Here is a 23,100-nt window from a genome sequence, read left to right as displayed (position 1 = left end):
GTGTTTAAATAATAAATCAATTGCAAATCACTCTCATTCGCATTTACAATTCAATCCGAAGTTGCATTTTCCTAAACAGCGCTCACTCGTGCCGACTTCCCGGCCGATGCGATCCGCATGCAGCGCGGGAAGCAAAAAAGCGCGGTGCTCACTGCGCAGCAGGCCATGCGGCCGGTCCCGTCCGGGCGCCGCATGCGTCTCGTTAGTGGACAGGGTAATCATTCATCAGGCTAGCCGACCGCCATGCCGTCATTATTTCTTGCGAGGACCCTTAGCATGAACGACAGGCTTCATCATGTATTTTCAGAACAGGCCAGCGCCGCCGATTTGCTCTTGCATTACCAGGCGGGCGCGACATTTTTTGCGTCGCCCCGGCGCTCGCTGCTGGCGCACGGCGTGCAAGCCGTCCTGCCGCCATGCGCGCCCGGCCGGATCGCGGCCCATGCGGCGGCCTTCCTCAAGGACGCCGCAGGCGGGCGGGCGACACCGGCGGTGCTGATGGGCGCGCTGCCATTCTGCCTCGACAGCAGTTCCGCCGCGCCCTATCTGTACTTGCCGCGGCAACTGGCCAGCGGCGCCGGCGTCGACCACGCGGCCGCCGGGCCCGGCCTGGCGCTTGGCAACCCTGGCGCGCGTTTGCCGGGCGCGCCGCTGATGCAGCCGACGCCGCAACAGTACCGTGCCAATGTGCGCCGCGCGCTGGCCGACATCGGCGCCGCCCGCTTTGAAAAAACCGTGCTGTCGCGTTCGCTGACGCTGGACGCCAGCATCGACCTGCCGGTCTTGCTGCAGCGGCTGGCGGCGCGCAATCTGCGCGGCTATACCTTCGCTATCAACCTGGCCGGGGCCGCCATCGGCCAGGCCGGCGCGCCGCGCACCCTGATCGGCGCCAGTCCGGAACTGCTGCTGTCGCGCCACGGCCGCGCACTGGTCTCGCATCCGCTGGCCGGTTCGATACCGCGCAGCGCCGATCCGGCCGAGGACCGCCGCCGTGCCGACGGCTTGCTGCAATCGGCCAAGGATTTGCACGAGCATGCGCTGGTGGTGGAGGCGGTGGCGGCGGCGATGCGGCCGTATTGCAAGACTCTGCACGTGCCGGCGGCGCCGAGCCTGCTGTCGACGGCCACCATGTGGCACCTGGGCACGCAAGTGCGCGGCGAACTGGCCGATCCGGCCACCACCTCGCTGGAAGTGGCGCTGGCGCTGCATCCGACGCCGGCCGTATGCGGCCATCCGGCGGCGCCGGCGGCCAGCTTCATCGCCGAGGCGGAAGGCTTCGACCGGCGTTATTTCGCCGGCCTGGTGGGCTGGTGCGACAGCCACGGCGACGGCGAATGGGCGGTCACGCTGCGCTGCGCCGAAGTGGGCGCCGCCGGCGCGACGCTGTATGCCGGTGCCGGCATCGTGGCCGGCTCCGAACCGCAACTGGAATTGCTGGAAACCTCGGCCAAGCTGCGCACCATGCTGGCGGCGATGAACCTGGAACTGCAACTGGAAGACGAACCAACCGGCGAACAACTGTATGAACATGCAAAGGCAGTGTCATGATTAAAATCGAGTCATCCGATTATTTGCCGGGCTTTACACCCTGGCCGGAGCAGGCCGCCGCGGCCTACCGCGCCGCCGGCTACTGGACCGGCGAGACGTTTGGCGCCATGCTGCGCCGGCGCGCGCGGCAATTCCCCGAGCGCCTGGCGCTGGTATGCGGCGCGCGGCGCTGGACCTATCCGGAGCTGGACCGGCGCAGCGACCAGCTGGCGGCCGGCCTGGCGCGGCTGGGCATCGGCGCGCGCGACCGGGTGGTGGTGCAGTTGCCGAATATCGCCGAATTCTTCGCGGTCTGCTTCGCGCTGTTCCGCCTCGGCGCGGTGCCGGTGTTTGCGCTGCCGGCCCACCGGCGCACCGAGATCGGCTATTTTTGCAGCCACAGCGCAGCGGTGGCCTACATCATCGCCGACACCGACGGCGGCTTCGATTACCGCCAGCTGGCGCGCCAGGTGCTGGCGCAGCACAGTACCGCGCTGCAGGTCATCGTGGCCGGCGACGCGCAGGAATTCTGTGCGCTCGACAGCCTGTATGACGAACCCCGCGCCTTCGCCGAACCGAGGGCCGACGATGTCGCCTTCCTGCAATTGTCGGGCGGCAGCACCGGCTTGCCCAAGCTGATCCCGCGCACGCCCGACGATTATCTGTACAGCATCCGCGCCAGCGCCGACATCTGCGGATTGACGCCGGAGACCATCTATCTGTGCGCATTGCCGGTGGCACATAATTTCACGCTCAGTTCGCCCGGCACGCTGGGCGTGCTGCATGCCGGCGGTTGCGTGGTGATGGCGCGCCGCGCCAGCCCCGACGACGCATTCCCGCTGATCGCGGCCGAGCGGGTCACGCTGACGTCGCTGGTGCCGCCGCTGGCGATGGTGTGGCTGGACGCGGTCGGCAATGGCCAGCGGCGCCACGACTTGAGCAGCCTGCAGCTGCTGCAGGTCGGCGGGGCCAAATTCACCGCCGAAGTGGCGCGCCGCGTGCAGCCGGTGCTCGGCTGCGCGTTGCAGCAGGTGTTCGGCATGGCCGAAGGGCTGGTCAATTACACCCGTCACGACGACAGCGAAGCGCTGGTCGCGCAGACCCAGGGGCGGCCGATTTCTGCCGCCGACGAAGTGCGCGTGGTCGATGACGAAGACCGCGACGTGGCGCCCGGCGCGGTCGGCCATTTGCTGACGCGCGGCCCGTACACCATCCGCGGCTACTACCAGGCGCCCGAGCACAATGCGCGCGCCTTCACCGCCGACGGCTTTTACCGCACCGGCGACCTGGTGTCGCAACTGCCGTCCGGCCACCTGGTGGTGGAAGGGCGCGCCAAGGACCAGATCAACCGCGGCGGCGACAAGGTGGCCGCCGATGAAGTTGAAAACCATTTGCTGGCGCATCCGAACGTGCATGACGCCGCGCTGGTGGCGATGCCGGACGCCTATCTCGGCGAGCGCAGCTGCGCCTTCGTGATTGCGCGCGGCGAGGCGCCGGGCGCGATGGCGCTGGCCGGTTTCCTGCGCGAGCGCGGCATCGCGCATTACAAGATTCCCGACCGGATCGAATTCGTCGACCGTTTCCCGATGACCGGGGTCGGCAAGGTCAACAAGCGCGTGCTGCGCGAGCGCATCGCGCAAACCCTGGCGCAGGCGGGCCGCCCCGCCTGAGCGCCGCCAGTGCCAACCTTTCAACCTTTTCAGCCATTTACCGATAAAGACCTCCCGATGACTATTCCAAGAATCGCTTCCTATCCGATGCCGGCCGCCGGCGCCATGCCTTCCAACCGGGTCGACTGGAAACCGGACCCGGCGCGGGCCGTGCTGCTGATCCATGACATGCAAGAGTATTTCCTCGATTTTTACGACAGCAAGGAAGCGCCGATCCCGGCCTTGCTGGAGCATATCGGCCGGCTGCGCGCGGCGTGCGACGCGGCCGGCGTGCCGGTGGTGTACACCGCGCAGCCGCCGGAGCAGGCGCCGCAGCAGCGCGGCCTGCTGCAAGACTGGTGGGGCCCCGGCCTGACCGCGCAGCCGCACCGTGCGCCGGTGGTGGCGCCGCTGGCGCCGCGCGCGCAGGACACCGTGCTGGTCAAGTGGCGCTACAGCGCCTTCGTGCGCAGCGACCTGTTGCAGCGCATGCGGGCGCAGGGCCGCGACCAGTTGATCGTGTGCGGCGTGTACGCCCATATCGGCTGCCTGATGACCAGCGCCGACGCGTTCATGAACGACATCCAGCCTTTCCTGGTCGGCGATGCGCTGGCCGATTTCTCGGCCGAACAGCATGCGATGGCGCTCGATTATGTGTCGCAGCGCTGCGGCGTGGTCAGCGCCGCGCAGGACGTGATCGCGGCGCTGCGGCCGCAACCGGCCAGCGCGCTGCCGGCCAGCCTGGAAGCGCTGCAGGCCGAGGTCGCGCAGCTGCTGCAGATACCGTCCAGCGATTTGCGGGCCGGCGATCACCTGCTGTATGCCGGGCTGGATTCGATCCGTTTGATGAGCCTGGTCGAACGCTGGCGCCGGGCCGGTTCCAGCCTGACGTTTGTCGACCTGGCCGAGCAGCCGACGCTGGCCGACTGGTGGAGTCTGCTGACCCAGGCGCGGGGCAACTAGGATGGATATTCCGCACCAGGATCGCCCGGCCCAGGCGGCCGCGCTGCCGCTGTCGGCCGCGCAGTACGGCATCTGGCTGGGCCAGCAGCTCGATCCCGCCAGTCCGGCCTACTGGACCGCCGAAACGGTGGAATTGCATGGCGCGCTGAATGCGGCCGCGTTCGACGCGGCGCTGCGCCAGGCGGTGGCCGAATGCGACGCCTTGCATCAGCGTTACGCCAGCGACGGCGCGCAAGTGTGGCAAACCCCGGCCGCCGAGCGCGGCTGGGCGCTGGAACGGCTCGATTTCAGCGCCGCCGCGGCGCCGTTCGACGCGGCGCAGCGCTGGATCCAGGCCGACCTGCTGCAGCTTGCGGACTTGCGGTCCGGGCCCTTGTTCGGCAGCGCGCTGCTGACGCTGGGCGCGGCGCGCACGCTGTGGTACCTGCGCGTCCATCATATTGCGCTGGACGGCTTCGGCTACGCCTTGCTGGCGCAGCGCGTGGCCGACCTGTATTCGGCCAATGCGGCGGGCCGGCCGGCGCCGCCGCCGCGTCCGGGCGCGCTGGAACCGGTGATCGCCGAAGACCGGCTGTACCAGGTTTCCGCCGCCCGCGCGCGCGACCGCGATTTCTGGTGCGCGCGCCTGAAGGACGCGCCGGCGCCGGTGTTGCTGGCGCCGGCCCGGCCGGTGGCGCATGGCGTGCGCCGCCTGCGCCACACCTTGCCGGCCGCCAGCCTGGCGGCATGGCAGGCCGCCGCCGGCGCCGCCGGGGTCGACTGGAGCGCCTGGCTGATCGCGGCCATCGCCGCCTGGCTGCAGCGCCAGACCGGCGCCGGCGCAGTGACGCTGGGCTTGCCGGTGATGGGACGGCTCGGCTCCGTGTCGCTGGGCGTGCCGTGCATGGCGATGAATATCGTGCCGCTGCATGTGCCGATCGGGCGCGATACCGGGCTGGGCCGGCTGGCGCAGCAGGTCGCCGCCGACATGCGCGCGTTGCGGCCGCACCAGCGCTACCGTTATGAACATTTGAAACATGACCTCGGCCTCGGCGACGGCAGCCGGCGCCTGTTCGGCGCGGTGGTCAACCTGATGCCGTTCGACCGGCCGCTGGTATTCGGCGCCCTGGCGGCGCTTGCGCACCCGGTCTCGGCCGGTCCGGTGGAAGACCTGTCGATCGTGGTGGCGCCCGGGCCGGACGGCGTGCGGCTCGATTTCGACGCCAATCCCGACGCCTACGACAGTGCCACGCTGGCCACGCTGCACGCCGGCTTGCTGGCGACGCTGGCGTTGCTGGCCGATCCGGCGCACGACGCCGCGGCGCCATTGATGCCGGACGCGGCGGCGCCGGCGCTGCTGGCCGGCGCCAGGCTGGCGCAGCCGCCGGAAGCGGTGCTGGACGCGTTGCGCCGGCACGCCGCCGAGACGCCGCAGCGGCTGGCCGTGCAGCAGGACGGCGCGACGCTGACCTATGCCGAACTGCTGCTGCGGGTGCGGCAACTGGCGGCCCAGTTGCGCGAACGCGGCGTGCGGCCGGACAGCCGGGTGGTGCTATTGTTGCCGCGCGCGCCGGAGACGGTGGCGGCCTTGCTGGCCATCCTGTGGGCCGGCGCCGGGTATGTGCCGCTCGATCCGGACGGTCCGCCGTTGCGCATCGCCGCCGTGCTGGAAGACGCCCGGCCGCAGCTGGTGCTGACGCTGCGCCGCCATGCCGCCAAGGCCGGCGCCGGACTGGCGCTGCTGTGCCTCGACGATGACGCCGCCGCCGTGCCGGCGCCAATGCAGGAACCGGTTGCCGTCGCCGCCGATGCGCTGGCCTACGTGATCTATACCTCCGGCTCCACCGGCCGGCCGAACGGCGTCATGATCGGCCGCGACGCGCTGGCGCATTTCGTGGCCGGCGCCACGCTGCGCTACCAGATGTCGGCGCAAGACCGGGTGCTGCAGTTCGCGCCGCTGCATTTCGACGCCAGCGTCGAAGAGATTTTTGTGAGCCTGTGCAACGGCGCCAGCCTGATCCTGCGCAACGACGCCATGCTGGAATCGCTGCCGCGTTTTCTGCAGGCGTGCGCCCGGCTGCACATCAGCGTGCTGGACTTGCCGACCGCGTTCTGGCACGAGCTGGCCTTTTGCATCAGCCGGCACGAGGCGGCCTTGCCGGACAGCGTGCGGCTGCTGATCATCGGCGGCGAGGCGGCGCTGGCGGAACGGGTGGCGCGCTGGCGCGGCGCGGTGGCGCCGCACGTGGTGCTGCTCAATACCTACGGCCCGACCGAAGCGACGGTGATTTGCACCACGGCGCGGCTGGCCGGGCCGCAAGCGCTGGCCTTCGACGGCGACGCGGTGCCGATCGGCCAGCCCTTGCCGGGCGTGGCGGTGGCCGTGGTCGACGCCAGCCTGCGTCCGGTCGGATTCGGCGTGGAAGGCGAACTGTGCCTGCTTGGCGGAGCGCTGGCGCGCGGTTATCTGGGCCGCGTGGCGTTGACGGCGCAGCGTTTCGTGCAGCTGGAACTGGCCGGCGAAGCGGGCGGCGCGCGGCGCGCTTACCGTACCGGCGACCGGGTGCTGCTGGGCCATGACGGCCAGTTGCGCTACCTGGGCCGGCTCGACGATGAACTCAAGCTGAGCGGCCACCGCGTCGATCCGCTGGAAATCGAAGCGGCCTTGCTGCAATACCCCGGCATGCGTGAAGCGGCGGTGGTGGCGCAGGCACTGGCCGACGGCGGCAAGCGGCTGCTGGCCTGCCTGGTGGCCGACGCCGCCTTGCCGGCGCCGGAGCCGGCGGAGTTGCGGGCCTTCCTGGCCGAGCGCCTGGCCGCCGCCGCGCTGCCTGCCGCTTACCTGGCCTTGCCGCAATTGCCGCGCAACGCCAACGGCAAGATCGACCGCAAGGCGCTGGCCGCGTTGCCGCTGGACGCGGCGCACCAGGCGCCGCAGCCGGACGGCCCGGCCAGCCCGCTGGAACAGGCCGTGATGGCGGTCTGGCGCGACGTGCTGGGCGTCGGCGCGCTGCGCCGCTCGGACGACTTCTTTGCGCTGGGCGGCAAGTCGCTGCAAGTGATCCAGGCCGCCAACCGGCTCGGGATCGCCTTGCAACGCGAAGTGGCGGTATCGGCGCTGTTCCGCCACCGCACGGTGGCCGGACTGGCGCAGGCGCTCGGTGCGCTGGACGGCCATGCGCCGCCGCCGGCCGCCGCCGAGGCCGGCGCGGAATTTGCGCCGTTGCTGACCATCCAGCGCGGCGCCGGGCCGGCGCTGTTCTGCGTGCACCCGGCCGAAGGGCTGGCGTGGTGCTACCTGGGCCTGACCATGCAATTGCCGGACACGCCGATCTACGGCTTGCAGGCGCAGGGCATCAGCGGCGCGCTGCCGGCGTCGGTGGAGCGGCAGGTCGTGACCTGCCTGGCGCTGCTGCGCGGCGCGCAGCCGCACGGGCCGTACCACTTGCTGGGCTGGTCGTCCGGCGGCGGCATCGCCCATGCCCTGGCGGTCAGGCTGCAGGCGGCCGGCGAGCAGGTCGGCATGCTGGCGATGATGGATGCCTATCCCAGCGATATCTGGCACGGCAAGCCGTTGCCGCAGCGGCGCGACGCCTTGCTGACCTTGCTGGACGTGATCGGCGCGTCGCCGCTCGACGCCGACGGCCAGCCGTTGCCGGAACAGGCCATGCTGGCGCGTTTCCAGCAGCCGGACAGCACGCTGGCGGCGGCCGGCCAGGCGCGCATCGCGCGGCTGCTGGACAGCGCCTTGCACGGCATGCTGCAGTACCGCGAGCTGCAGCACCGGCCCTACCATGGCGACCTGCTGTTTTTCCACGCCGCGCGGCGCGCGCCGGACGCGCCCGACTGGCTGGGCTGGCGGCCGTACGTGCACGGCCGCATGGAGCGGGTCGATATCGACAGCACCCATATCGGCATGAGCCGGCCGGCGCCGCTGGCGCATATCGGCCGCGAACTGGCCAGGCGCCTGAGCCTTCAATCGATGACGAAACAAGACGATGAGGAGACCAGACCATGAGTGACACCCCTGCGACCGGCGCACCGGCGCGCACGCCGCCGCGCATGCTGCGCGTGCGGCGCACGCTGCAACTGACGCCGCATATGCGGCGCATCACGCTGGCCGGCCCGGCCTTGGCCGGCTTCCCGCCGCATAGCGACGGCGCCCACATCAAGCTGCTGCTGCCGCGTCCCGGCCAGGCCGAACCGGTCTTGCCGACGCTGGGGCCGGACGGCCCGGTGTGGCCGCCCGACGACGTGCGGCCGATCGCGCGCACCTACACGGTAGGCCGCCACGACGCCGCGGCCGGCGAGCTGGACATCGATTTCGTGCTGCATGGCGATAACGGCCCGGCGTCCAGCTGGGCCTTGCATGCGGTGCCCGGCACGGCGGTCGGGGTGGCCGGACCGGGCGGGCCGCCGCGCTTCCTGCCGCAGGCCGGCTATTACCTGCTGCTGGGCGATCCGAGCGCGTTCGCCGCGCTGGCGGCGGTGCTGCGCGCCTTGCCGGCCGATGCCCGCGGCGACGCGCTGATCGAAGTGCCGGATCCCGGCGAAATCCAGCCGTTGCGCCATCCGCCCGGCATTGCCGTGCGCTGGCTGTCGCGCCAGGGCGCGCCGGCCGGGACCAGCACGCTGCTGCTGGAGCAGGTGCGCGCGCTCGATTGGCCGGCCGGCCCGGTCTCGGTGACGCTGGCCGGCGAAAGCACGCAAACGGTGCTGCTGCGCGAATACCTGCTGAAGGAGCGCGGCGTGCCGCGCCGCGCCATGTACGCGGTGCCTTACTGGAAGGATGAACACACCGAAGAGGCCTATCACGCCGAGCGGCACCGCATCATGGATGCGTTCGAACTGGCCGAAGACGCCGCCGCCCCCACCCCCAACATCGAGGAAACCACACCATGAATTCCAGCCATCACCCGATTTCGATGATACGTACTGCATTGCTGGCGCTGGCGCTTGCCTTGCTGTCTTTTTCCGCCGTGGCCGCCGGGCGCAGCGTGGTCGACGCGGCCGGCCGCACGGTGCTGTTGCCGGCCCAGCCGCAACGCGTGCTGGCGCTGTCCGAGATCGACCTCGATTCGCTGCTGGCGCTCAAGCTCAAGCCGGTCGGCGCGACCAATGGCCGCGGCCAGGCCGCGATGCCGCGCTACCTCGGCAACGCCGTCCATGGCATCGCCAGCGTCGGCGGCTTCGGCAGCCCGGTGCTCGACCTGGTGATCGCCGCGCAGCCGGACCTGATCCTGGTCGGCAGCATGCCCGACCCGCAATTGCTGGCGCAACTGGGCAAGATCGCGCCGACGGCGGTCAGCTACCGGCAGGGCGAAAGCTGGCAAGTGGCGCTGCGCCGCATCGCCGCGATGGTCGGCCGCGACGCCGAGGCGGAAGCGGTGCTGGCCGCCTATCAGCGCCGCGCCGACAGCGTGCGCGCCCGGCTGGGCGGACAGGCCGACAGCACCGTCAGCGTGGTGCGCTGGAATCCGCAGGGGCCGGCCTACATGCTGAAGGACGCCTTCGCCAGCCTGGTGCTGGCCGACGTCAAATTGCGCCGGCCGGCGGCGCAGATGCAGGCCGGGGTGGCCCATTCGCCGCCGTTGAGCCTGGAAGCGTTGCCGCGCATCGACGCCGACTGGCTGTTCGTCGGCACGCTCAATACCAGCCAGGCCAACGACGCGCTGGCGGCGGCGCGCCAGAGTCCCGCTTTCCGCCAGCTGGGCGCGGTGCGCAAGGGCCATATGGTGGCGGTCGACGGCACGCTGTGGACCAGCCCCGGCGGTCCGCTGGCGGCGCTGGAGGTCTTGAACGACATCGAAAAAGCCATGCTCGACAAGTCTTGAGGCCATCATGACCTTATCCTTGACAGTGTTTGACGGCTGCCGCGCGGGGTGTCTGTGCAGCGGGCGCTAGCGCGTCCGCTGCCGCGCCGGGCCTGCCTGCTGGCCTTGCTGTTGTCGCTGCCGGCGCTGGCGCTGGCCTCGCTGCTGGCCGGCGCCGGCGACCTCGAACCGGCACGCGCGCTGGCGTTTGTGCTGGGCGACGCCGGCGCGCGCGCCGATGGACAAGTGCGGATGGTGCTGCTGAGCCTGCGCCTGCCGCGCATGGCGGCGGCGCTGCTGGTCGGCGCCGCGCTCGGCCTGGCCGGCATGCTGATGCAGACCGTGACCCGCAACCCGCTGGCCGAACCCGGCCTGCTTGGCGTGAATGCCGGCGCCGCGCTGGGCGTGGTGGTCGGGATCGCCTGGGCCGGCGCCGAAAATGGCCCGGCCTATCTGCTGTGGGCCGGACTCGGCGCCTTGCTCGGCAACGCCTGCGTGCTGGCCGTGGCGCAGACCGGCCGCCACGCCGCGGCGCCGCTGCGGCTGGTGCTGGCCGGCGTCGCGCTCGGCGCCACCTTCATCGGCATCAGCTCGGCGATCCTGCTGTCGCAGCCGGCCGGTTACGACCAGTACCGTTTCTGGGTGCTCGGTTCGCTGGCCGGCATCACGCCGGACATGGTGCTGTGGACCGCGCCGGTGGTGCTGGCCGGCGGCGCTTGCGCGCTGCTGCTGGTGCGCCCGCTGTCGGCGCTGCTGCTGGGCGACGACATGGCCCGCTCGCTGGGACACCGGCCGCTGCCGGTGCGGCTCGGCGTCGCGGCCAGCGTCACCTTGCTGACCGGCAGCGCGGTGGCGCTGGCCGGGCCGATCGGCTTTCTCGGCTTGCTGGCGCCTTACCTGGCGCGTTTTTTGGTGCGCCAGGCCGGCCTGGCGCCGCAACTGCTGGCCGCCGCGTGGCTGGGGGCGGCCTTGCTGCTGGCCGCCGACCTGGCGGCGCGGCTGGCGGTGCAGCCGTTTGAAACGCCGATCAGCGTGATGACCGCGCTGGCCGGCGCGCCGCTGCTGATCTGGCTGGCGCGCTCGAAGGCGTGGCACAGCGGAGCGGCCTTGTGAGCGCGCCGTTTGCCGTAAGCAAGGAGCTGCCGGCGCCGCTGGAGCCTGGCTTGCATGCATGGCGGCGCGGCGGTGTTTCGCTGCTGTATGCCGGCCGTTCGCTGTGGGTGACCGGCGTCCTGTGCCTGTTGCTGGCCGCGACTGTCGGGCTGGGCCTGATGGCCGGTTCGAGCTGGATTTCGCCGCAGCAATTGCTGGCGCTGCTGCGCGGCGAGGGCGCACCGGGCATGCAATTGCTGGTGCTGGAATTCCGTTTGCCGCGGCTGCTGGTCGGTCTGCTGGCCGGCATGGCGCTAGGGCTGGCCGGCTGCCTGGTCCAGGCCCTGACCCGCAACCGGCTGGCGACGCCGGATTTGCTGGGCGTGGCCGACGGCGCCACGCTGGGCGTGTTCGTCGCGCTGATCGGCAGCGCCAGCGGCATGTTCGGTCCGTGGTGGGTCGGCCCCTTGGGCGCGCTGGGCGCGGTCGTGCTGTTGCTGATCGCTGCCGGCAACCTGGGACGGCGCGGCCAGCGCCTGCTGATCGTCGGCCTGGCGTTGGCCAGCCTGTTGCGCGCGGTGACCGAGCTGGCGTTGTCGCGCCAGGAACTGATGCACGCCAGCGCGCTGTATGCATGGAGCATCGGCAGCCTGAACGGCCGTGGATACGCCGCCGCGGCGCCGCTGGCGGCCGGCTTGCTGCTGTTGCTGCCGCTGACGTTGCTGTGCAGCCGGCGGCTGGCGCTGCTGCGCTTCGACCTGGAGATTGCCGGCAGCCTCGGCCTGCCGGTCAGGACCACCCAGTGGCAGGCGCTGCTGACCGCGGTGCTGCTGGCGGGATTGGCGGTCGGCGTGTGCGGGCCGATCGCCTTTGTCGCGCTGGCGGCGCCGTTTGTCGCCGAACGGCTGGTCGGCGGCGGCCGCATCGCCTTGTTCAGCGCGGCGCTGGTCGGCGCCTTGCTGGTGAGCGGCGCCGACACGCTGGGACGGGTGCTGCTGAGCGCGGCCGAATTGCCGGTCGGCGTGATTTGCAACCTGCTGGGCGGGCCTTTCCTGCTGTGGCTGTTACTGAGTGAGCGGAACAAGGAAATGTGATGAAGGATCAACAGACACTGACGGTGCGGGATCTGCATGCCTGCCATCAAAAAACGCCGGTATTGCACGGCATCGATTTGTCCATCGAGCCGGGCAAGGTGACGGTGATCGTCGGCCCCAACGGTTGCGGCAAGTCGACCTTGCTGCGCTGCATGGCGCGGCTGCACCAGCCGAGCCAGGGTAGCGTTCGGCTCGGGGCCGACGACTTGTGGCGGATGCGTCCGCAGCAGGCGGCGCGGCGCCTGGCCTTGCTGCCGCAGGCGCCGCAAGCGCCGGAAGGCATCAGCGTCGCCGGCCTGGTGTCTTATGGCCGCCATCCGCACCAGGGCTTGCTGCGGCAATGGTCGGCCGACGATGAACGGGCGGTGCGCGAGGCGATGCAGGCGGCCGATGTGACGGCGCTGGCGCAGCGTCCGCTGGAACAGTTATCCGGCGGCCAGCGCCAGCGTTGCTGGCTGGCGATGGTGCTGGCGCAAGAGACGCCGCTGCTGTTGCTCGATGAGCCGACCAGCATGCTCGACCTGGGCCACCAGGTCGATGTGCTCAACCGCATCCGCCAGTTGGCGGCGGCCGGACGCGGCGTGGTGATGGTGCTGCACGACCTGATGGCGGCGGCGCGTTATGCCGACACGCTGGTGGCGCTGCGCGACGGCCGGGTGCTGGCCAGCGGCGCGGCGCGCGAGATCGTCACGCCGCAACTGGTGCGGCAACTGTATCAAGTCGACGCCGACGTCTTGTCGGCGCCGGGCGACGGCGCGCCGGTGGTGGTGCCGGCGGCGCCGCTGGAGCAATCCCGCCAGCTCAGATTAATCAATCAAGGAAAGTAATGGAACGTCATATGGAATTTCAAGGCAAGGTCGTGCTCATTAGCGGCGCGGCGCAAGGCATCGGCGCGGCGGTCGCGCAGGCGATGTCGCTGCAGGGCGCCCGGCTGGCGCTGTTCGATGTCCAGCCGGCCGCGCTGGAGCAACAGGCGCAGGCGCTGGCCGGCAGCGGCGCGCCGCTGCTGGCGCTGGCGGTCGACGTGGCCGACAGCGCGGCGGTGAACGCGGCGGTGGCGCGCGTCGAGCAAGAGCTGGGACCGGTGGAAGTGCTGGTCAATGCCGCCGGCATCTTGCGGCCAGGCGCCGCGCTCGATTGCAGCGACGCCGACTGGGAACGGACCTTCAGCGTCAATGTCGGCGGCGTGTTCCGCCTGTGCCGGGCCGTCGCCAGCCGCATGGTGCCGCGCCGGCGCGGCGTGATCGTCACGGTGGCGTCGAACGCGTCGGCGGTGCCGCGCCAGCAGATGGCGGCGTATGCCGCGTCCAAGGCGGCGTCGGCGCATTTCACGCGCTGCCTGGGACTGGAACTGGCGCCGCACGGCATCCGCTGCAACGTGGTGTCGCCGGGATCGACCGATACCGCGATGCAGCGCCAGCTATGGACCAGCGACGCCCACAAGCAGGCGATCATCGACGGGTCGCTGCAGCAGTTCCGGCTCGGCATCCCGCTGCGCCGCATCGCCGATGCCGCCGACATCGCCGATGCCGTCATGTTCATGGCGTCCGAACGGGCCCGCCATATCACGATGCATGAGCTGTGCGTGGACGGCGGCGCCACGCTCGGCGCCTAGCTCATCTGGGCTCGGCTGGAGCGGGCCTGGATTCATAAAAATGTATTAAAAAGATATTCATCCAAACTGCAAGGGAGTTCTATAACATGAAGTTGACGTTGAAAAAAAGTACCATGCAATATGCGCTGGCATTGCCGGCCTTGTGCGGCGGCGTCGTGCCGGCCGCCGTCGCGGCGCCGGCCGAGCGCGAAATTGCCTTGAAAGAGGTGGTGGTCACCGCCAGCGGCTACGAACAGCAGATCAAGGAAGCGCCGGCGTCGATTACCGTGATTACCCGCGAGCAGCTCGAAAAGCAGCCGTTCAGCAATTTGCAGGACGCCGTCAGCCATCTGGAAGGCGTCAGCATCGTCGGCGGCGACAATAACGCCAAGGACATTTCGATTCGCGGCATGCCGGGCGAATACACGTTGATCCTGGTCGACGGCAAGCGCCAGGGCACCCGCGAAACCAGCTCGCGCGGCACCGGCGGCATCCAGTCCAGCCTGATTCCGCCGCTGGCGGCCATCGAGCGCATCGAAGTGGTGCGCGGTCCGATGTCGTCGCTGTACGGTTCCGATGCGATCGGCGGCGTGATCAACATCATCACGCGCAAAGTGGCAAAAACCTGGGGTGGGGCGCTCAATGCCGGCACCATCCAACAAGACCGCTCCAACCTGGGCAATCAATACCAGGGCGACTTTTATTTTGCCGGACCGCTCAAGGACGACGTGGTCGGCCTGCAACTGTATGGCGGCGTCAACCAGCGCCAGGAAGACCAGGTGATCGACGGCACCGCCCGCACCGACACCAGCTCGCTGGGCGCCAAGCTGGCCATCAAGCCGGCCGGCAACCAGGACATCACGCTGGAAGCGGGCCAGGAACGCTTGAAACGTACTTATACGCCGGGTAAAACGCTGGCGGCCGGCGATAGCCAGACGGTACCGGAAGACACCCGCACGCATTGGGCGGCCAGCCATGCCGGCCGCTGGGCTTTCGGCAATACCGACCTCAGCCTGTATCAGGAAATCGGCAAGGCCAGCAGCAAGACGCTGGGCCCGGCGGGCTTTGCAGCGTCATCGTCGAACCCGAAGATCACCAACACCCTGCTCGATGCGCAGGCGATGCTGCCGTTCACCAGCAATATCCTGAAAATCGGCGGCCAGTATGCGCATAATGAACTTGATGGCACCGCCGCCGAGAGTCCGGCCCGCATCGGCAAGACCCCGCTGACGCATGTCAATCCGGCGTCGATCACGCGCAAGTCGTGGGCCTTGTTCGCCGAGGATGAGTATTTCGTCACCGACAAGCTGTCGCTGACCGGCGGCCTGCGCCTGGATCACGACGACAAGTATGGCCGGCATGTCAATCCGCGCGCCTATGCGGTGTACCAGTTGTCGCCGCTGCTGACCTTGCGCGGCGGCGTCGCCAAGGCGTTCCGCGCGCCCAACCTGCGCCAGAGTTCCGCCGATCACGTAATTTCGAGCGGCGGCCCGACGTCGATGCCGGGCATTTTGTACGGCAATCCGGACTTGAAGGCGGAAACCAGCGTCAACCAGGAAATCGGCTTGCGCTACGACGCCCCGGACGGCGTCAGCGCCAGCGTGACGGTGTTCAATAACGACTTCAAGGACAAGATCGTCAGCGACTATGCGGGTCGCAACGATCCCTTGACCGGCTTGCCTTTGTACACCTACAACAATATCGCCAAGGTGAATCTCCGCGGTCTCGAATTCGGCGCGACAGTGCCGTTGACGAAGGCGTGGAAGTTGTCGGGTAACTATACCTACACCGATTCCAGGCGCGAAAGCGACGGCGAAATGGCGTTCAACGGCAGTTCCCTGAAAGGCCAGCCGCTGGACAAGACGCCCAAACATGCGGCCAACCTGAAGCTGGACTGGCAGCCGGCCGACGCGTTGTCGTCGTTTGTGCGCGTCAACGTTGTCAGCGAACAGTTCTGGGCCGCGTACCGCAATGGCGGCGCCGGCGTGCGCACGCGTCCGGGCGCCACCACCTTCGACCTCGGCGCGACCTACAACATCAGCAAGACGCTGACGCTGAACGCCTCGCTGCTGAACGCCAGCGACAAGGTGGTCGACGTCGACCGCCGGCCGCGCGCCACCATCAACGGCAACTGGCTGGTGGATGAGGGCCGGCGCTTGTGGCTGGGCTTGAATTCGCGGTTCTAGGAAGTATTGTCATCTGCAAGGGAGCATGACATGGCGGCCCTGGACGATTTCTTGCGTAATTCTGCGATGTTTCTGATCAGCAGAAAGCAGCAAACCCGCTACCGCAGCAGCATCTTTCTCGGCCTGCCTTTCGGCCCCAAGACCGACGCTGGCTCCTACCATATACGCGCGCTGGCGGCCAACCATCCAGGGCTGGAATTCTGCATGGTCGCCCACCCCTTATCGCATGATCCCGGCGCCGCCATGGTCAGGGCTTACAGCACGCTCACCGCTTGCTCGAAACTCAGGCGCGGGCCGCGCGGGAAGGTCGAATCGGGCTCGCCATAACCGAGGTTGACGATGAAGTTGGCGCGGTAGCGGCCATCCGGGAAAAACTCGCGGTTGACGGCGGCCGCGTCGAAACCTGACATCGGCCCGGCGTCGAGTCCCAGCGCGCGCGCCGCCAGGATCAGGTAGGCGCCTTGCAGCGAGCCGTTGCGCAAGACGGTGGGCTCGACCAGGCCGGGATTGGCTACGAACAGCGGCTTGGCGTCATAGGCCGGGAATTGCTGCGGCAAGTGTTCAAAGAATTGATGATCGTACGCGACGATGACCACCGCCGGCGCGGCCAGGGTCTTGTCGCGGTTGCCGGACGACAGCGCCGGCGCCAGCCGCTGCTTGGCTTGATCCGAGCGCAGCACCACGTAGCGGCCCGGCTGGGCGTTGAAGGCGGTCGGCCCCCATTTCAGCAAGTCGTACAGTTCGGCGATGGTGTCGTCGTCGATGGCGCGGTCCTGGAAGCGGCTGACGCTGCGGGCCTTGCGGAACAATTGGTCGAGGGCGGTATCATGCAGGGCGATAGGCATTATGCTTTCCTTGGTCGAGAGGGCGGGGGCGGGGCCGGCAATACTGTGCGACGACTATAGCCCGCCCGGCCGGGCCGCGTGAACGAATCATGCCGCGCTAGCTTATCCGGATTAGGCATATGCGTTCAAGGACTGCTGGGCGCGCTAAACGCCGCCTGATACGGCTGGCCTGCATTTCGATGCCATGAAAATGCATTCTGTCGGAGGCCGGTGCGTCATTCAGGCTTTTCTTCATATAATTCATATGTTGGCGGACATGTCGTCATGTCCCCCTCAGGTTCGCCGCGCGTACCGCTAAGCCGCAACAGGCAACGCAGGCGTTGATCGATGTGAAATGATTTTTATTGATACGATGCATACACCCAAGCTGATTCAAGCCAGCCGCTTGCTGGCATTTTCAATGCTCACTATCGGCGTTTTTCCTCAGTTTGCCGCTGCCGCAGATAATACGGTTTCCGACCAGAACGTGCATGCGGTGCTCGATGTCATTCGTGAAAAACTGCTCGCTTCGTATCCGTTTCCGGAGATTGCCCAGCGTTATGCGGATCAATTGCCGCTTGCGGAAAAAGCCGGCCATTACCATCAGCTTGATCATTGCGAGCTTGCCAAGCGGCTCACTGCGGACTTGCGCAGCGTTCACAAAGATGTTCACCTGCACATCTTTTGCGATGAACTGCTGCAAAAGAAAATGCAGGAAAAATCGCCTGCCGGAGAGGCAAAAATGAGCAGCCAGGGTTTTGAGTCGGTGCAACTGGATCTCGACACCAGCACCGCCTACATCCGTTCCAAGGGGAGCTGGAAGGCCAGCGACGGTACGTTCGGCGCCGCGGCAGGCGCCATGGCGCTCGCGGCCAATGCGAAGAATGTCATTATCGACGTGCGCGGCAATCCGGGCGGCGACGGCGAAATCGGCCGCTTCCTGGCGTCTTATTTTTACCAGACTGGCGACGAGCAGTATTATCTTTATGGCTATACCAAGAATAATGCCTACAGCCAGCAGGAATGGACCTATGCCTTTGTCCCCGGGCGGCGTCTGCCCGATGCCAGGTTGTACATCCTGGTCGACAAGGACACCGGCTCGGCCACCGAAGGTTTTGCATATGCGATGCAGCACCTGAAACGCGCGACCGTTATCGGCCAGGTGACGGCGGGCGCCGGGATTGCCGGCGAATTAGAGAAACTGGGCAGCAAGCTGAGCATGTTCTTGCCGACCAAGATGATTGTTGCACCCAATACCAATGAAGGCTGGGAAGGCAAGGGCGTGCAGCCGGATGTCGTGACCGCGCCCGGCGAAGAACGGGCCGCGGCGATGGCGCTGATCGCCGGGCATCCTTGATCAGGCGCTGAACAGCACCCGCTGTTTCGATGGCCTCGGCTGCGAGATATGGTCCAGCGGCAGGATCGCCACTTGCTTGATTTTCTTTAGCGAGATATTCGACTTGACGTTGGTCACGCCGGGAATCCGCAGCAGGCTGTCCATGATGAATTCGGAAAACGAGCTGAGGTCGTGCGACACCACCCGCACCACGTAATCGGCTTCGCCGGTCACCGAAAAGCATTCCAGCACTTCCGGGAACGCCGCGACGGCTTGCTCGAACAGTTCGCCGCGGTTGGCACCGTGCCGGTCCAGCGTCACTTGCACGAAGGCCATCACGCCGAGGCCGACCACCAGCGGGTCCAGCACCGCCGCGTAGTGGTCGATCACGCGCGCCTCTTCCAGCCGCTGCACGCGGCGCCCGACCTGTGACGTCGACAAATGGATCTTCTCGCCCAGCGCGCTATTGGTCAGGTGGCCGTCGCGCTGCAGCTCGGCCAGGATCTCCAGGTCGTGGCGGTCTACGGTAATGCTTGTCATGGCGATATTCTGGAATTTAAAATAATCACATCATAGCGCTTTGATGCGCATTTTGTGTGTAACTTGTGGTGGGGAGAGATCAGGATGCGCACTTTTCGCGGCGAGTGCGCAATATAATTTCAACTCCCCAGCCGCAGGACAGGACGCGTTCCTGGCGCCGGTCTGGTCCTACTTTGTTGGCTTAATCCGGGAATACGCCATGTCTGATCTGTTTGAAAACCCTATGGGCCTGATGGGCTTCGAGTTCGTCGAGTTCGCATCGCCTGTGCCGAACGTGCTGGAGCCGGTGTTTGAAACGATGGGCTTCACCAAGGTGGCGCGCCACCGCTCGAAAGACGTGACCCTGTTCCGCCAGGGCGAGATCAATTTCATCGTCAATAACGAACCGGGCAGCGCCGCCGCCTTTTTCGCCGCCGAACACGGTCCGTCCGCCTGCGGCATGGCGTTCCGCGTCAAGAATGCGCAGCAAGCCTATCGCCGCGCGCTGGAACTGGGCGCGCAGGCGGTCGACATGCCGGTCGGTCCGATGGAATTGCGGCTGCCGGCGATCAAGGGCATCGGCGGCGCGCCGCTGTACCTGATCGACCGTTTTGAAGAAGGCAAGTCGATCTATGACATCGACTTTGAATTCATCGAAGGCGTCGAGCGCAACCCGAAAGGCGCCGGCCTGACCGTGATCGACCACCTGACCCACAATGTGTACCGCGGCCGCATGAGTTATTGGGCGGCGTTTTATGAAAAACTGTTCAATTTCCGCGAACTGCGCTATTTCGACATCAAGGGCGAATATACCGGCCTGACGTCGAAAGCGATGAGCGCGCCGGACGGCAAGATCCGCATTCCGCTGAACGAGGAGTCGTCCAGGGGTTCCGGCCAGATCGAGGAATTCCTGATGCAGTTCAATGGCGAAGGCATCCAGCACATCGCGCTGTTCACCGACGACCTGATCGGCACGCTGGACCAGTTGAAGGCGGCCGGCCTGCCGTTGATGAAGGCGCCGCCGGCCACTTATTATGAAATGCTGGAAGGACGCCTGCCGCATCACGGCGAATCCGTGCCGGACTTGCAAGCCCGTGGTATCCTGCTCGACGGCAACACCGGCGCGGAAGGCAATCGCCTGTTGCTGCAAATTTTTTCGAATACCGTGCTGGGCCCGGTATTCTTCGAATTCATCCAGCGCAAGGGCGACGATGGTTTCGGCGAAGGCAATTTCAAGGCGCTGTTCGAATCGATCGAGCGCGACCAGATCCAGCGCGGTGTCTTGAAAACTTCCTGATCCACCCATGGCTGCGCCGTGCGCATGCAGATAAGGGAAACACATGTTTACAGCAGTTGAAGCCTATCCTGGCGATCCTATCCTGACGCTCAATGAAAACTTCGGCAAGGATACGCGGGCCAATAAAATCAACCTGAGCATCGGCGTGTACCTCGATGCGGCAGGCAAGATGCCCGCCATGCGCGCGGTGTTGAAGGCTGAAACCGACCTGGCCGCCGATCTCGGCGTGCGCCCTTATCTGCCGATGGAAGGCAACGCCGCCTATCGCCGCGCGGTGCGCGAACTGATCTTCGGCGCCGAGCATGGCGCCGTTCTGGACGACCGCATCGCCACGGCGCAAACGCTGGGCGGTTCCGGCGCGCTGAAAGTGGGCGCGGACTTCCTCGCGCATTATTTTCCGCAAGCCCGGGTCTGGGTCAGCGATCCGACCTGGGACAATCATCACAGTATTTTTAACGGCGCCGGCCTGCCGGTATCGAGCTACCGTTATTTCGACGCGGCCACCGGCCACATCGATTTCGCCGGCATGCTGGCCGACCTGGAAAAACTGCCGGCCGGCGACGTGGTGGTGCTGCACGCCTGCTGCCACAATCCGACCGGCGCCGACCTCGATGCGGACCAATGGCGCGCACTGTGCCAGCTGGTCAAGCGGCGCGGCTTGCTGCCGTTCTTCGATATCGCCTACCAGGGTTTCGGCCAGGGCATCGCCGAAGACGCGTTTGCGATCCGCCACTTCGCGAGCGAAGGCGTGGCCTTGCTGGCCGCCAGTTCCTTCTCGAAGAATTTTTCGCTGTACGGCGAACGCTGCGGCTCGCTCAACGTGGTGTGCGGCGACAGCGCACAAGCGTCCAACGTGCTGGGGCAATTGAAGGCGACCATCCGCCGCAATTACTCCAGCCCGCCGATCCATGGCGCGCGCATCATCGCGCGGGTGCTCGACAACCCGGCCTTGCGCGCCGAGTGGAGCACCGAACTGGAAGCGATGCGGCAGCGCGTCATCGCCATGCGCAGCGGCTTGCATGACGCGCTGTGCGCCCGCGTGCCGGGTTTCGATTTCAGCTATTTGCACAAGCAGACCGGCATGTTCAGCTACACCGGCCTGAGCAAAGCCGAAGCCATCAGCCTGCGCGATGAATTCGCGCTGTACCTGCTCGATTCCGGCCGCGTCTGCCTGGCCGCGCTGACCCAGGAAACCATCGCCCCGGCGGCCGACGCGATCGGACAAGTGCTGCGCCGGCGCTGACACCGCTTCCAGCCGGTGCGCGATAGCGACCAGGCCACCATCATGCGTGGCCGCCGGGAGCTGGTATGCAGAGAACTGAGCAGCGGCCGCGCGCGCCGCATGCCGCCTGAATTCCTCGCTCTCTACCTGCCGGCGATGGCCGTCGCCGCAGTTGCCTGAAGCATCTCCTGCTAACTTTACAATAATTGTTTCCTGTGGCGATATTATTCGCCGCAACAGGAAAATATTGTTTATGATCCCAGTTGTGATATTTCCATATGGAAATATTTGGGGTAGGGCGGGGCAGCGCCGGGCAGCTGCGCGGTGGCGGCGTCGCCACCTGATATCTCCACAAAACCATGAAACCAGGAAAATCAAGTTACCGCCTTGGCGTCATCGCCATGGCCTTGTCGGCCGGCTTGCTCGCCGCGTGCGGCGGCAGCGCCGGCAATAGCGGCCAGGACACCAGCCTGAAAGCCGGCGCCGCCAGCAGTGAGGCCGCTCCGGCGGTCGACGCCAGCACGCTGGATAACAAGCTGATCTTCGGCTACCAGGGCTGGTTCGCCTGCGAAGGCGACGGCTCGCCGATCGATATCGCCGGCAATGGCTGGCGTCACTGGGCGCCAGGCGCGACGCCGGCGGCCAGCAATGTGACGGTCGACATGTGGCCCGACATGCGCGACATTCCGGTATCCGAACAATGCAAGACCGGCTTCACGATGCCGGACGGTACGCCCGCCGTGCTGTACAGTTCGTGGAACCCGTCCACCGTCAAGCGCCATTTCGAATGGATGAAAAACTATGGCCTGGACGGCGTGCTGCTGCAGGAATTCGTCAGCGAAATCAAGCCGGGATCGGTCAACCGCCGCTTCCGCGACGGCGTCACCGCCAATGTGCGCGCCGCCGCCGAGGCGCACGGCCGGGTCTGGGCGGTCGAATACGACACCAGCGGCGCCCAGGATGCCGACGTCGTCAAGAACGTCAAGGATCACTGGGCCGCGCTGGCCGCCGACGGTTCGCTGTCGTCGGCGCGCTATCTGCACCAGGGCGGCTTGCCGGTGGTGGAACTGTGGGGTTTCGGCTTTACCAACCGGCCGGCCACGCCGGCCGCCGCCAACGCCTTGCTCGACTGGTTCCAGCGCGACGCGCCGGCCAACCAGCGCGCCTATGTGATCGGCGGCGTGCCGTCGCGTTGGCGCACGCTGACGGCCGATTCCTCGCCTGATCCGGCCTGGGCCGCGGTGTACCGCCGTTTCGATGCGATCAATCCATGGCTGGTGGGGCGCTTCCGCGACCAGCAGGGCGCGCGTAATTACCGCAAGAGCGTAATGGACGCCGATATCGCCGAAGCCGGCCGGATCGGCAAGCGCTACATCCCGGTGATCTATCCAGGCACCCATGGCCAGCCGCGCGTCGGCGGCCGCTTCTGGTGGACCCAGTTCTACGAAGCCCGTTCGGCCGGCGCCAACACCTTCTTCGGCGCGATGTTCGATGAAGTCGACGAAGCGACCGCGATGTACAAGGTGGCGCCGAGCAAGGCCTTCGAGCCGGTCGAAATTCCGACCAGCCCGAGCCCGTACGAGCCAGGCAAGCCGCGCGGCCCGTTCACGCCGCTCGACGCCGACGGCGAAAGCCTGAGCAGCGATTTCTACCTGCGCCTGGCGACCGAGGCCGGCAAGGTATTGCAGGGCAAGAGCACGCTGGCACCGGATCGCCCGATCAGTCAGTGATGATTACTCGGCAAGATTGGCGGCGATGGTTTCCTATGTCTTGTATTGTGCGACGCAACATCGAAAGATTGTTTTATGATCGCGTCCAGAATATTTCCAAATAGCAATATGGAATAGCAAGGCATCCGCCATCGCAAGTGCTGCATCGCGATGGCGGCGCCGACGGGTAGGGCGGGGCAGCGCCGGGCAGCTGCGCGGTGGCGGCCGGCGGTCGCCACCTGGATTTTTATGAAAAGATCATCATGAATCGAGGAACACCAACTCATCGCCTGGGT

General features: G+C 67.1%; 17 protein-coding genes and 1 pseudogene. 16 read left to right on the top strand and 2 right to left on the bottom strand.

Features of this window, described 5'->3' with window-relative positions:
- Positions 1-276: 276 nt before the first annotated feature.
- The 11 genes from GJA_RS14375 to GJA_RS14325 all read left to right on the top strand — a co-directional run bounded on the left by GJA_RS14375 (position 277) and on the right by GJA_RS14325 (position 15,897).
- Positions 277-1,548: an isochorismate synthase gene (locus tag GJA_RS14375; RefSeq protein WP_051780884.1), complete on the top strand. Its 1,272-nt coding sequence runs from the start codon at positions 277-279 to the stop codon at positions 1,546-1,548.
- Positions 1,545-3,197, top strand: a complete 1,653-nt coding sequence (locus GJA_RS14370; RefSeq protein WP_038493299.1) for a (2,3-dihydroxybenzoyl)adenylate synthase — start codon at positions 1,545-1,547, stop codon at positions 3,195-3,197. The genes GJA_RS14375 and GJA_RS14370 overlap by 4 nt, the downstream gene beginning before the upstream one ends.
- Before the next feature lie 57 nt (positions 3,198-3,254).
- Positions 3,255-4,139 carry an isochorismatase family protein gene (locus tag GJA_RS14365; protein WP_174525997.1) on the top strand — a complete coding sequence of 295 codons (885 nt, stop codon included), beginning with the start codon at positions 3,255-3,257 and terminating at the stop codon, positions 4,137-4,139.
- Position 4,140: 1 nt separating this feature from the next.
- Positions 4,141-8,136, top strand: a complete 3,996-nt coding sequence (locus GJA_RS14360) for a non-ribosomal peptide synthetase (RefSeq protein ID WP_038493295.1) — start codon at positions 4,141-4,143, stop codon at positions 8,134-8,136.
- A complete protein-coding gene (locus GJA_RS14355) occupies positions 8,133-9,020 on the top strand; it encodes a siderophore-interacting protein (protein ID WP_051780881.1) in 888 nt (295 codons plus the stop codon). Before GJA_RS14360 ends, GJA_RS14355 begins: the two co-directional genes overlap by 4 nt.
- Positions 9,017-9,952 carry an ABC transporter substrate-binding protein gene (locus GJA_RS14350; RefSeq protein ID WP_197539796.1) on the top strand — a complete coding sequence of 312 codons (936 nt, stop codon included), beginning with the start codon at positions 9,017-9,019 and terminating at the stop codon, positions 9,950-9,952. Before GJA_RS14355 ends, GJA_RS14350 begins: the two co-directional genes overlap by 4 nt.
- Positions 9,953-10,006: 54 nt before the next feature.
- Positions 10,007-11,044 (top strand): FecCD family ABC transporter permease, encoded by a 1,038-nt coding sequence (locus tag GJA_RS14345; protein WP_081905418.1) that lies wholly within the window; start codon positions 10,007-10,009, stop codon positions 11,042-11,044.
- Positions 11,041-12,117 (top strand): FecCD family ABC transporter permease, encoded by a 1,077-nt coding sequence (locus tag GJA_RS14340; RefSeq protein ID WP_144241545.1) that lies wholly within the window; start codon positions 11,041-11,043, stop codon positions 12,115-12,117. The genes GJA_RS14345 and GJA_RS14340 overlap by 4 nt, the downstream gene beginning before the upstream one ends.
- Positions 12,117-12,944 (top strand): ABC transporter ATP-binding protein, encoded by an 828-nt coding sequence (locus GJA_RS14335; protein WP_051780879.1) that lies wholly within the window; start codon positions 12,117-12,119, stop codon positions 12,942-12,944. Before GJA_RS14340 ends, GJA_RS14335 begins: the two co-directional genes overlap by 1 nt.
- The gene (locus GJA_RS14330; protein ID WP_242404548.1) at positions 12,944-13,732 is read left to right on the top strand and encodes a 2,3-dihydro-2,3-dihydroxybenzoate dehydrogenase; all 789 of its coding nucleotides are present in this window, start codon (positions 12,944-12,946) and stop codon (positions 13,730-13,732) included. Before GJA_RS14335 ends, GJA_RS14330 begins: the two co-directional genes overlap by 1 nt.
- A 98-nt stretch (positions 13,733-13,830) precedes the next feature.
- A complete protein-coding gene (locus tag GJA_RS14325; RefSeq protein ID WP_242404547.1) occupies positions 13,831-15,897 on the top strand; it encodes a TonB-dependent receptor domain-containing protein in 2,067 nt (688 codons plus the stop codon).
- Between the two features lie 254 nt (positions 15,898-16,151).
- Here GJA_RS14325 and GJA_RS14320 read toward each other — a convergent pair whose 3' ends face one another.
- Positions 16,152-16,736 (bottom strand): malonic semialdehyde reductase, encoded by a 585-nt coding sequence (locus GJA_RS14320; protein WP_197539838.1) that lies wholly within the window; start codon positions 16,734-16,736, stop codon positions 16,152-16,154.
- A gap of 340 nt (positions 16,737-17,076) precedes the next feature.
- Here GJA_RS14320 and GJA_RS28715 point away from each other — a divergent pair.
- Positions 17,077-17,382: pseudogene (locus tag GJA_RS28715) on the top strand (hypothetical protein); the annotation flags it as partial.
- Between the two features lie 81 nt (positions 17,383-17,463).
- Positions 17,464-18,078: a S41 family peptidase gene (locus GJA_RS14315; protein WP_242404545.1), complete on the top strand. Its 615-nt coding sequence runs from the start codon at positions 17,464-17,466 to the stop codon at positions 18,076-18,078.
- On the opposite strand, the gene GJA_RS14310 is transcribed toward GJA_RS14315, so the two are convergent.
- Entirely contained in the window at positions 18,079-18,597 is a 519-nt protein-coding gene (locus tag GJA_RS14310) for an Lrp/AsnC family transcriptional regulator (RefSeq protein WP_038493291.1), read from the bottom strand.
- Positions 18,598-18,796: 199 nt separating this feature from the next.
- On the opposite strand from GJA_RS14310, the gene hppD reads away from it, so the two are divergent.
- The 3 genes from hppD to GJA_RS14295 all read left to right on the top strand — a co-directional run bounded on the left by hppD (position 18,797) and on the right by GJA_RS14295 (position 22,825).
- Positions 18,797-19,873: a 4-hydroxyphenylpyruvate dioxygenase gene (gene hppD, locus GJA_RS14305; RefSeq protein ID WP_038493290.1), complete on the top strand. Its 1,077-nt coding sequence runs from the start codon at positions 18,797-18,799 to the stop codon at positions 19,871-19,873.
- 43 nt (positions 19,874-19,916) lie between these two features.
- The gene (locus GJA_RS14300; RefSeq protein WP_038493288.1) at positions 19,917-21,116 is read left to right on the top strand and encodes an amino acid aminotransferase; all 1,200 of its coding nucleotides are present in this window, start codon (positions 19,917-19,919) and stop codon (positions 21,114-21,116) included.
- Positions 21,117-21,454: 338 nt separating this feature from the next.
- Positions 21,455-22,825: a glycoside hydrolase family 99 protein gene (locus GJA_RS14295; protein ID WP_144241544.1), complete on the top strand. Its 1,371-nt coding sequence runs from the start codon at positions 21,455-21,457 to the stop codon at positions 22,823-22,825.
- Positions 22,826-23,100 lie beyond the last annotated feature (275 nt).

The organism is Janthinobacterium agaricidamnosum NBRC 102515 = DSM 9628 (genome assembly GCF_000723165.1).
GTDB classification, from domain to species: Bacteria; Pseudomonadota; Gammaproteobacteria; order Burkholderiales; family Burkholderiaceae_D; genus Janthinobacterium; species Janthinobacterium agaricidamnosum.
Note: the sequence above shows the minus strand (reverse complement) of the source record. Positions and strands in the feature narration are given on the sequence as shown.

Coding starts and splice junctions, on each gene's coding strand:
- GJA_RS14330 (WP_242404548.1), top strand. CDS start 12,944: ATGGAACGTCATATGGAATTTCAAGGCAAGGTCGTGCTCATTAGCGGC.
- GJA_RS14295 (WP_144241544.1), top strand. CDS start 21,455: ATGAAACCAGGAAAATCAAGTTACCGCCTTGGCGTCATCGCCATGGCC.
- GJA_RS14350 (WP_197539796.1), top strand. CDS start 9,017: ATGAATTCCAGCCATCACCCGATTTCGATGATACGTACTGCATTGCTG.
- GJA_RS14300 (WP_038493288.1), top strand. CDS start 19,917: ATGTTTACAGCAGTTGAAGCCTATCCTGGCGATCCTATCCTGACGCTC.
- GJA_RS14375 (WP_051780884.1), top strand. CDS start 277: ATGAACGACAGGCTTCATCATGTATTTTCAGAACAGGCCAGCGCCGCC.
- GJA_RS14355 (WP_051780881.1), top strand. CDS start 8,133: ATGAGTGACACCCCTGCGACCGGCGCACCGGCGCGCACGCCGCCGCGC.
- GJA_RS14370 (WP_038493299.1), top strand. CDS start 1,545: ATGATTAAAATCGAGTCATCCGATTATTTGCCGGGCTTTACACCCTGG.
- GJA_RS14310 (WP_038493291.1), bottom strand. CDS start 18,597: ATGACAAGCATTACCGTAGACCGCCACGACCTGGAGATCCTGGCCGAG.
- GJA_RS14365 (WP_174525997.1), top strand. CDS start 3,255: ATGACTATTCCAAGAATCGCTTCCTATCCGATGCCGGCCGCCGGCGCC.
- GJA_RS14360 (WP_038493295.1), top strand. CDS start 4,141: ATGGATATTCCGCACCAGGATCGCCCGGCCCAGGCGGCCGCGCTGCCG.
- hppD (WP_038493290.1), top strand. CDS start 18,797: ATGTCTGATCTGTTTGAAAACCCTATGGGCCTGATGGGCTTCGAGTTC.
- GJA_RS14315 (WP_242404545.1), top strand. CDS start 17,464: ATGAGCAGCCAGGGTTTTGAGTCGGTGCAACTGGATCTCGACACCAGC.
- GJA_RS14335 (WP_051780879.1), top strand. CDS start 12,117: ATGAAGGATCAACAGACACTGACGGTGCGGGATCTGCATGCCTGCCAT.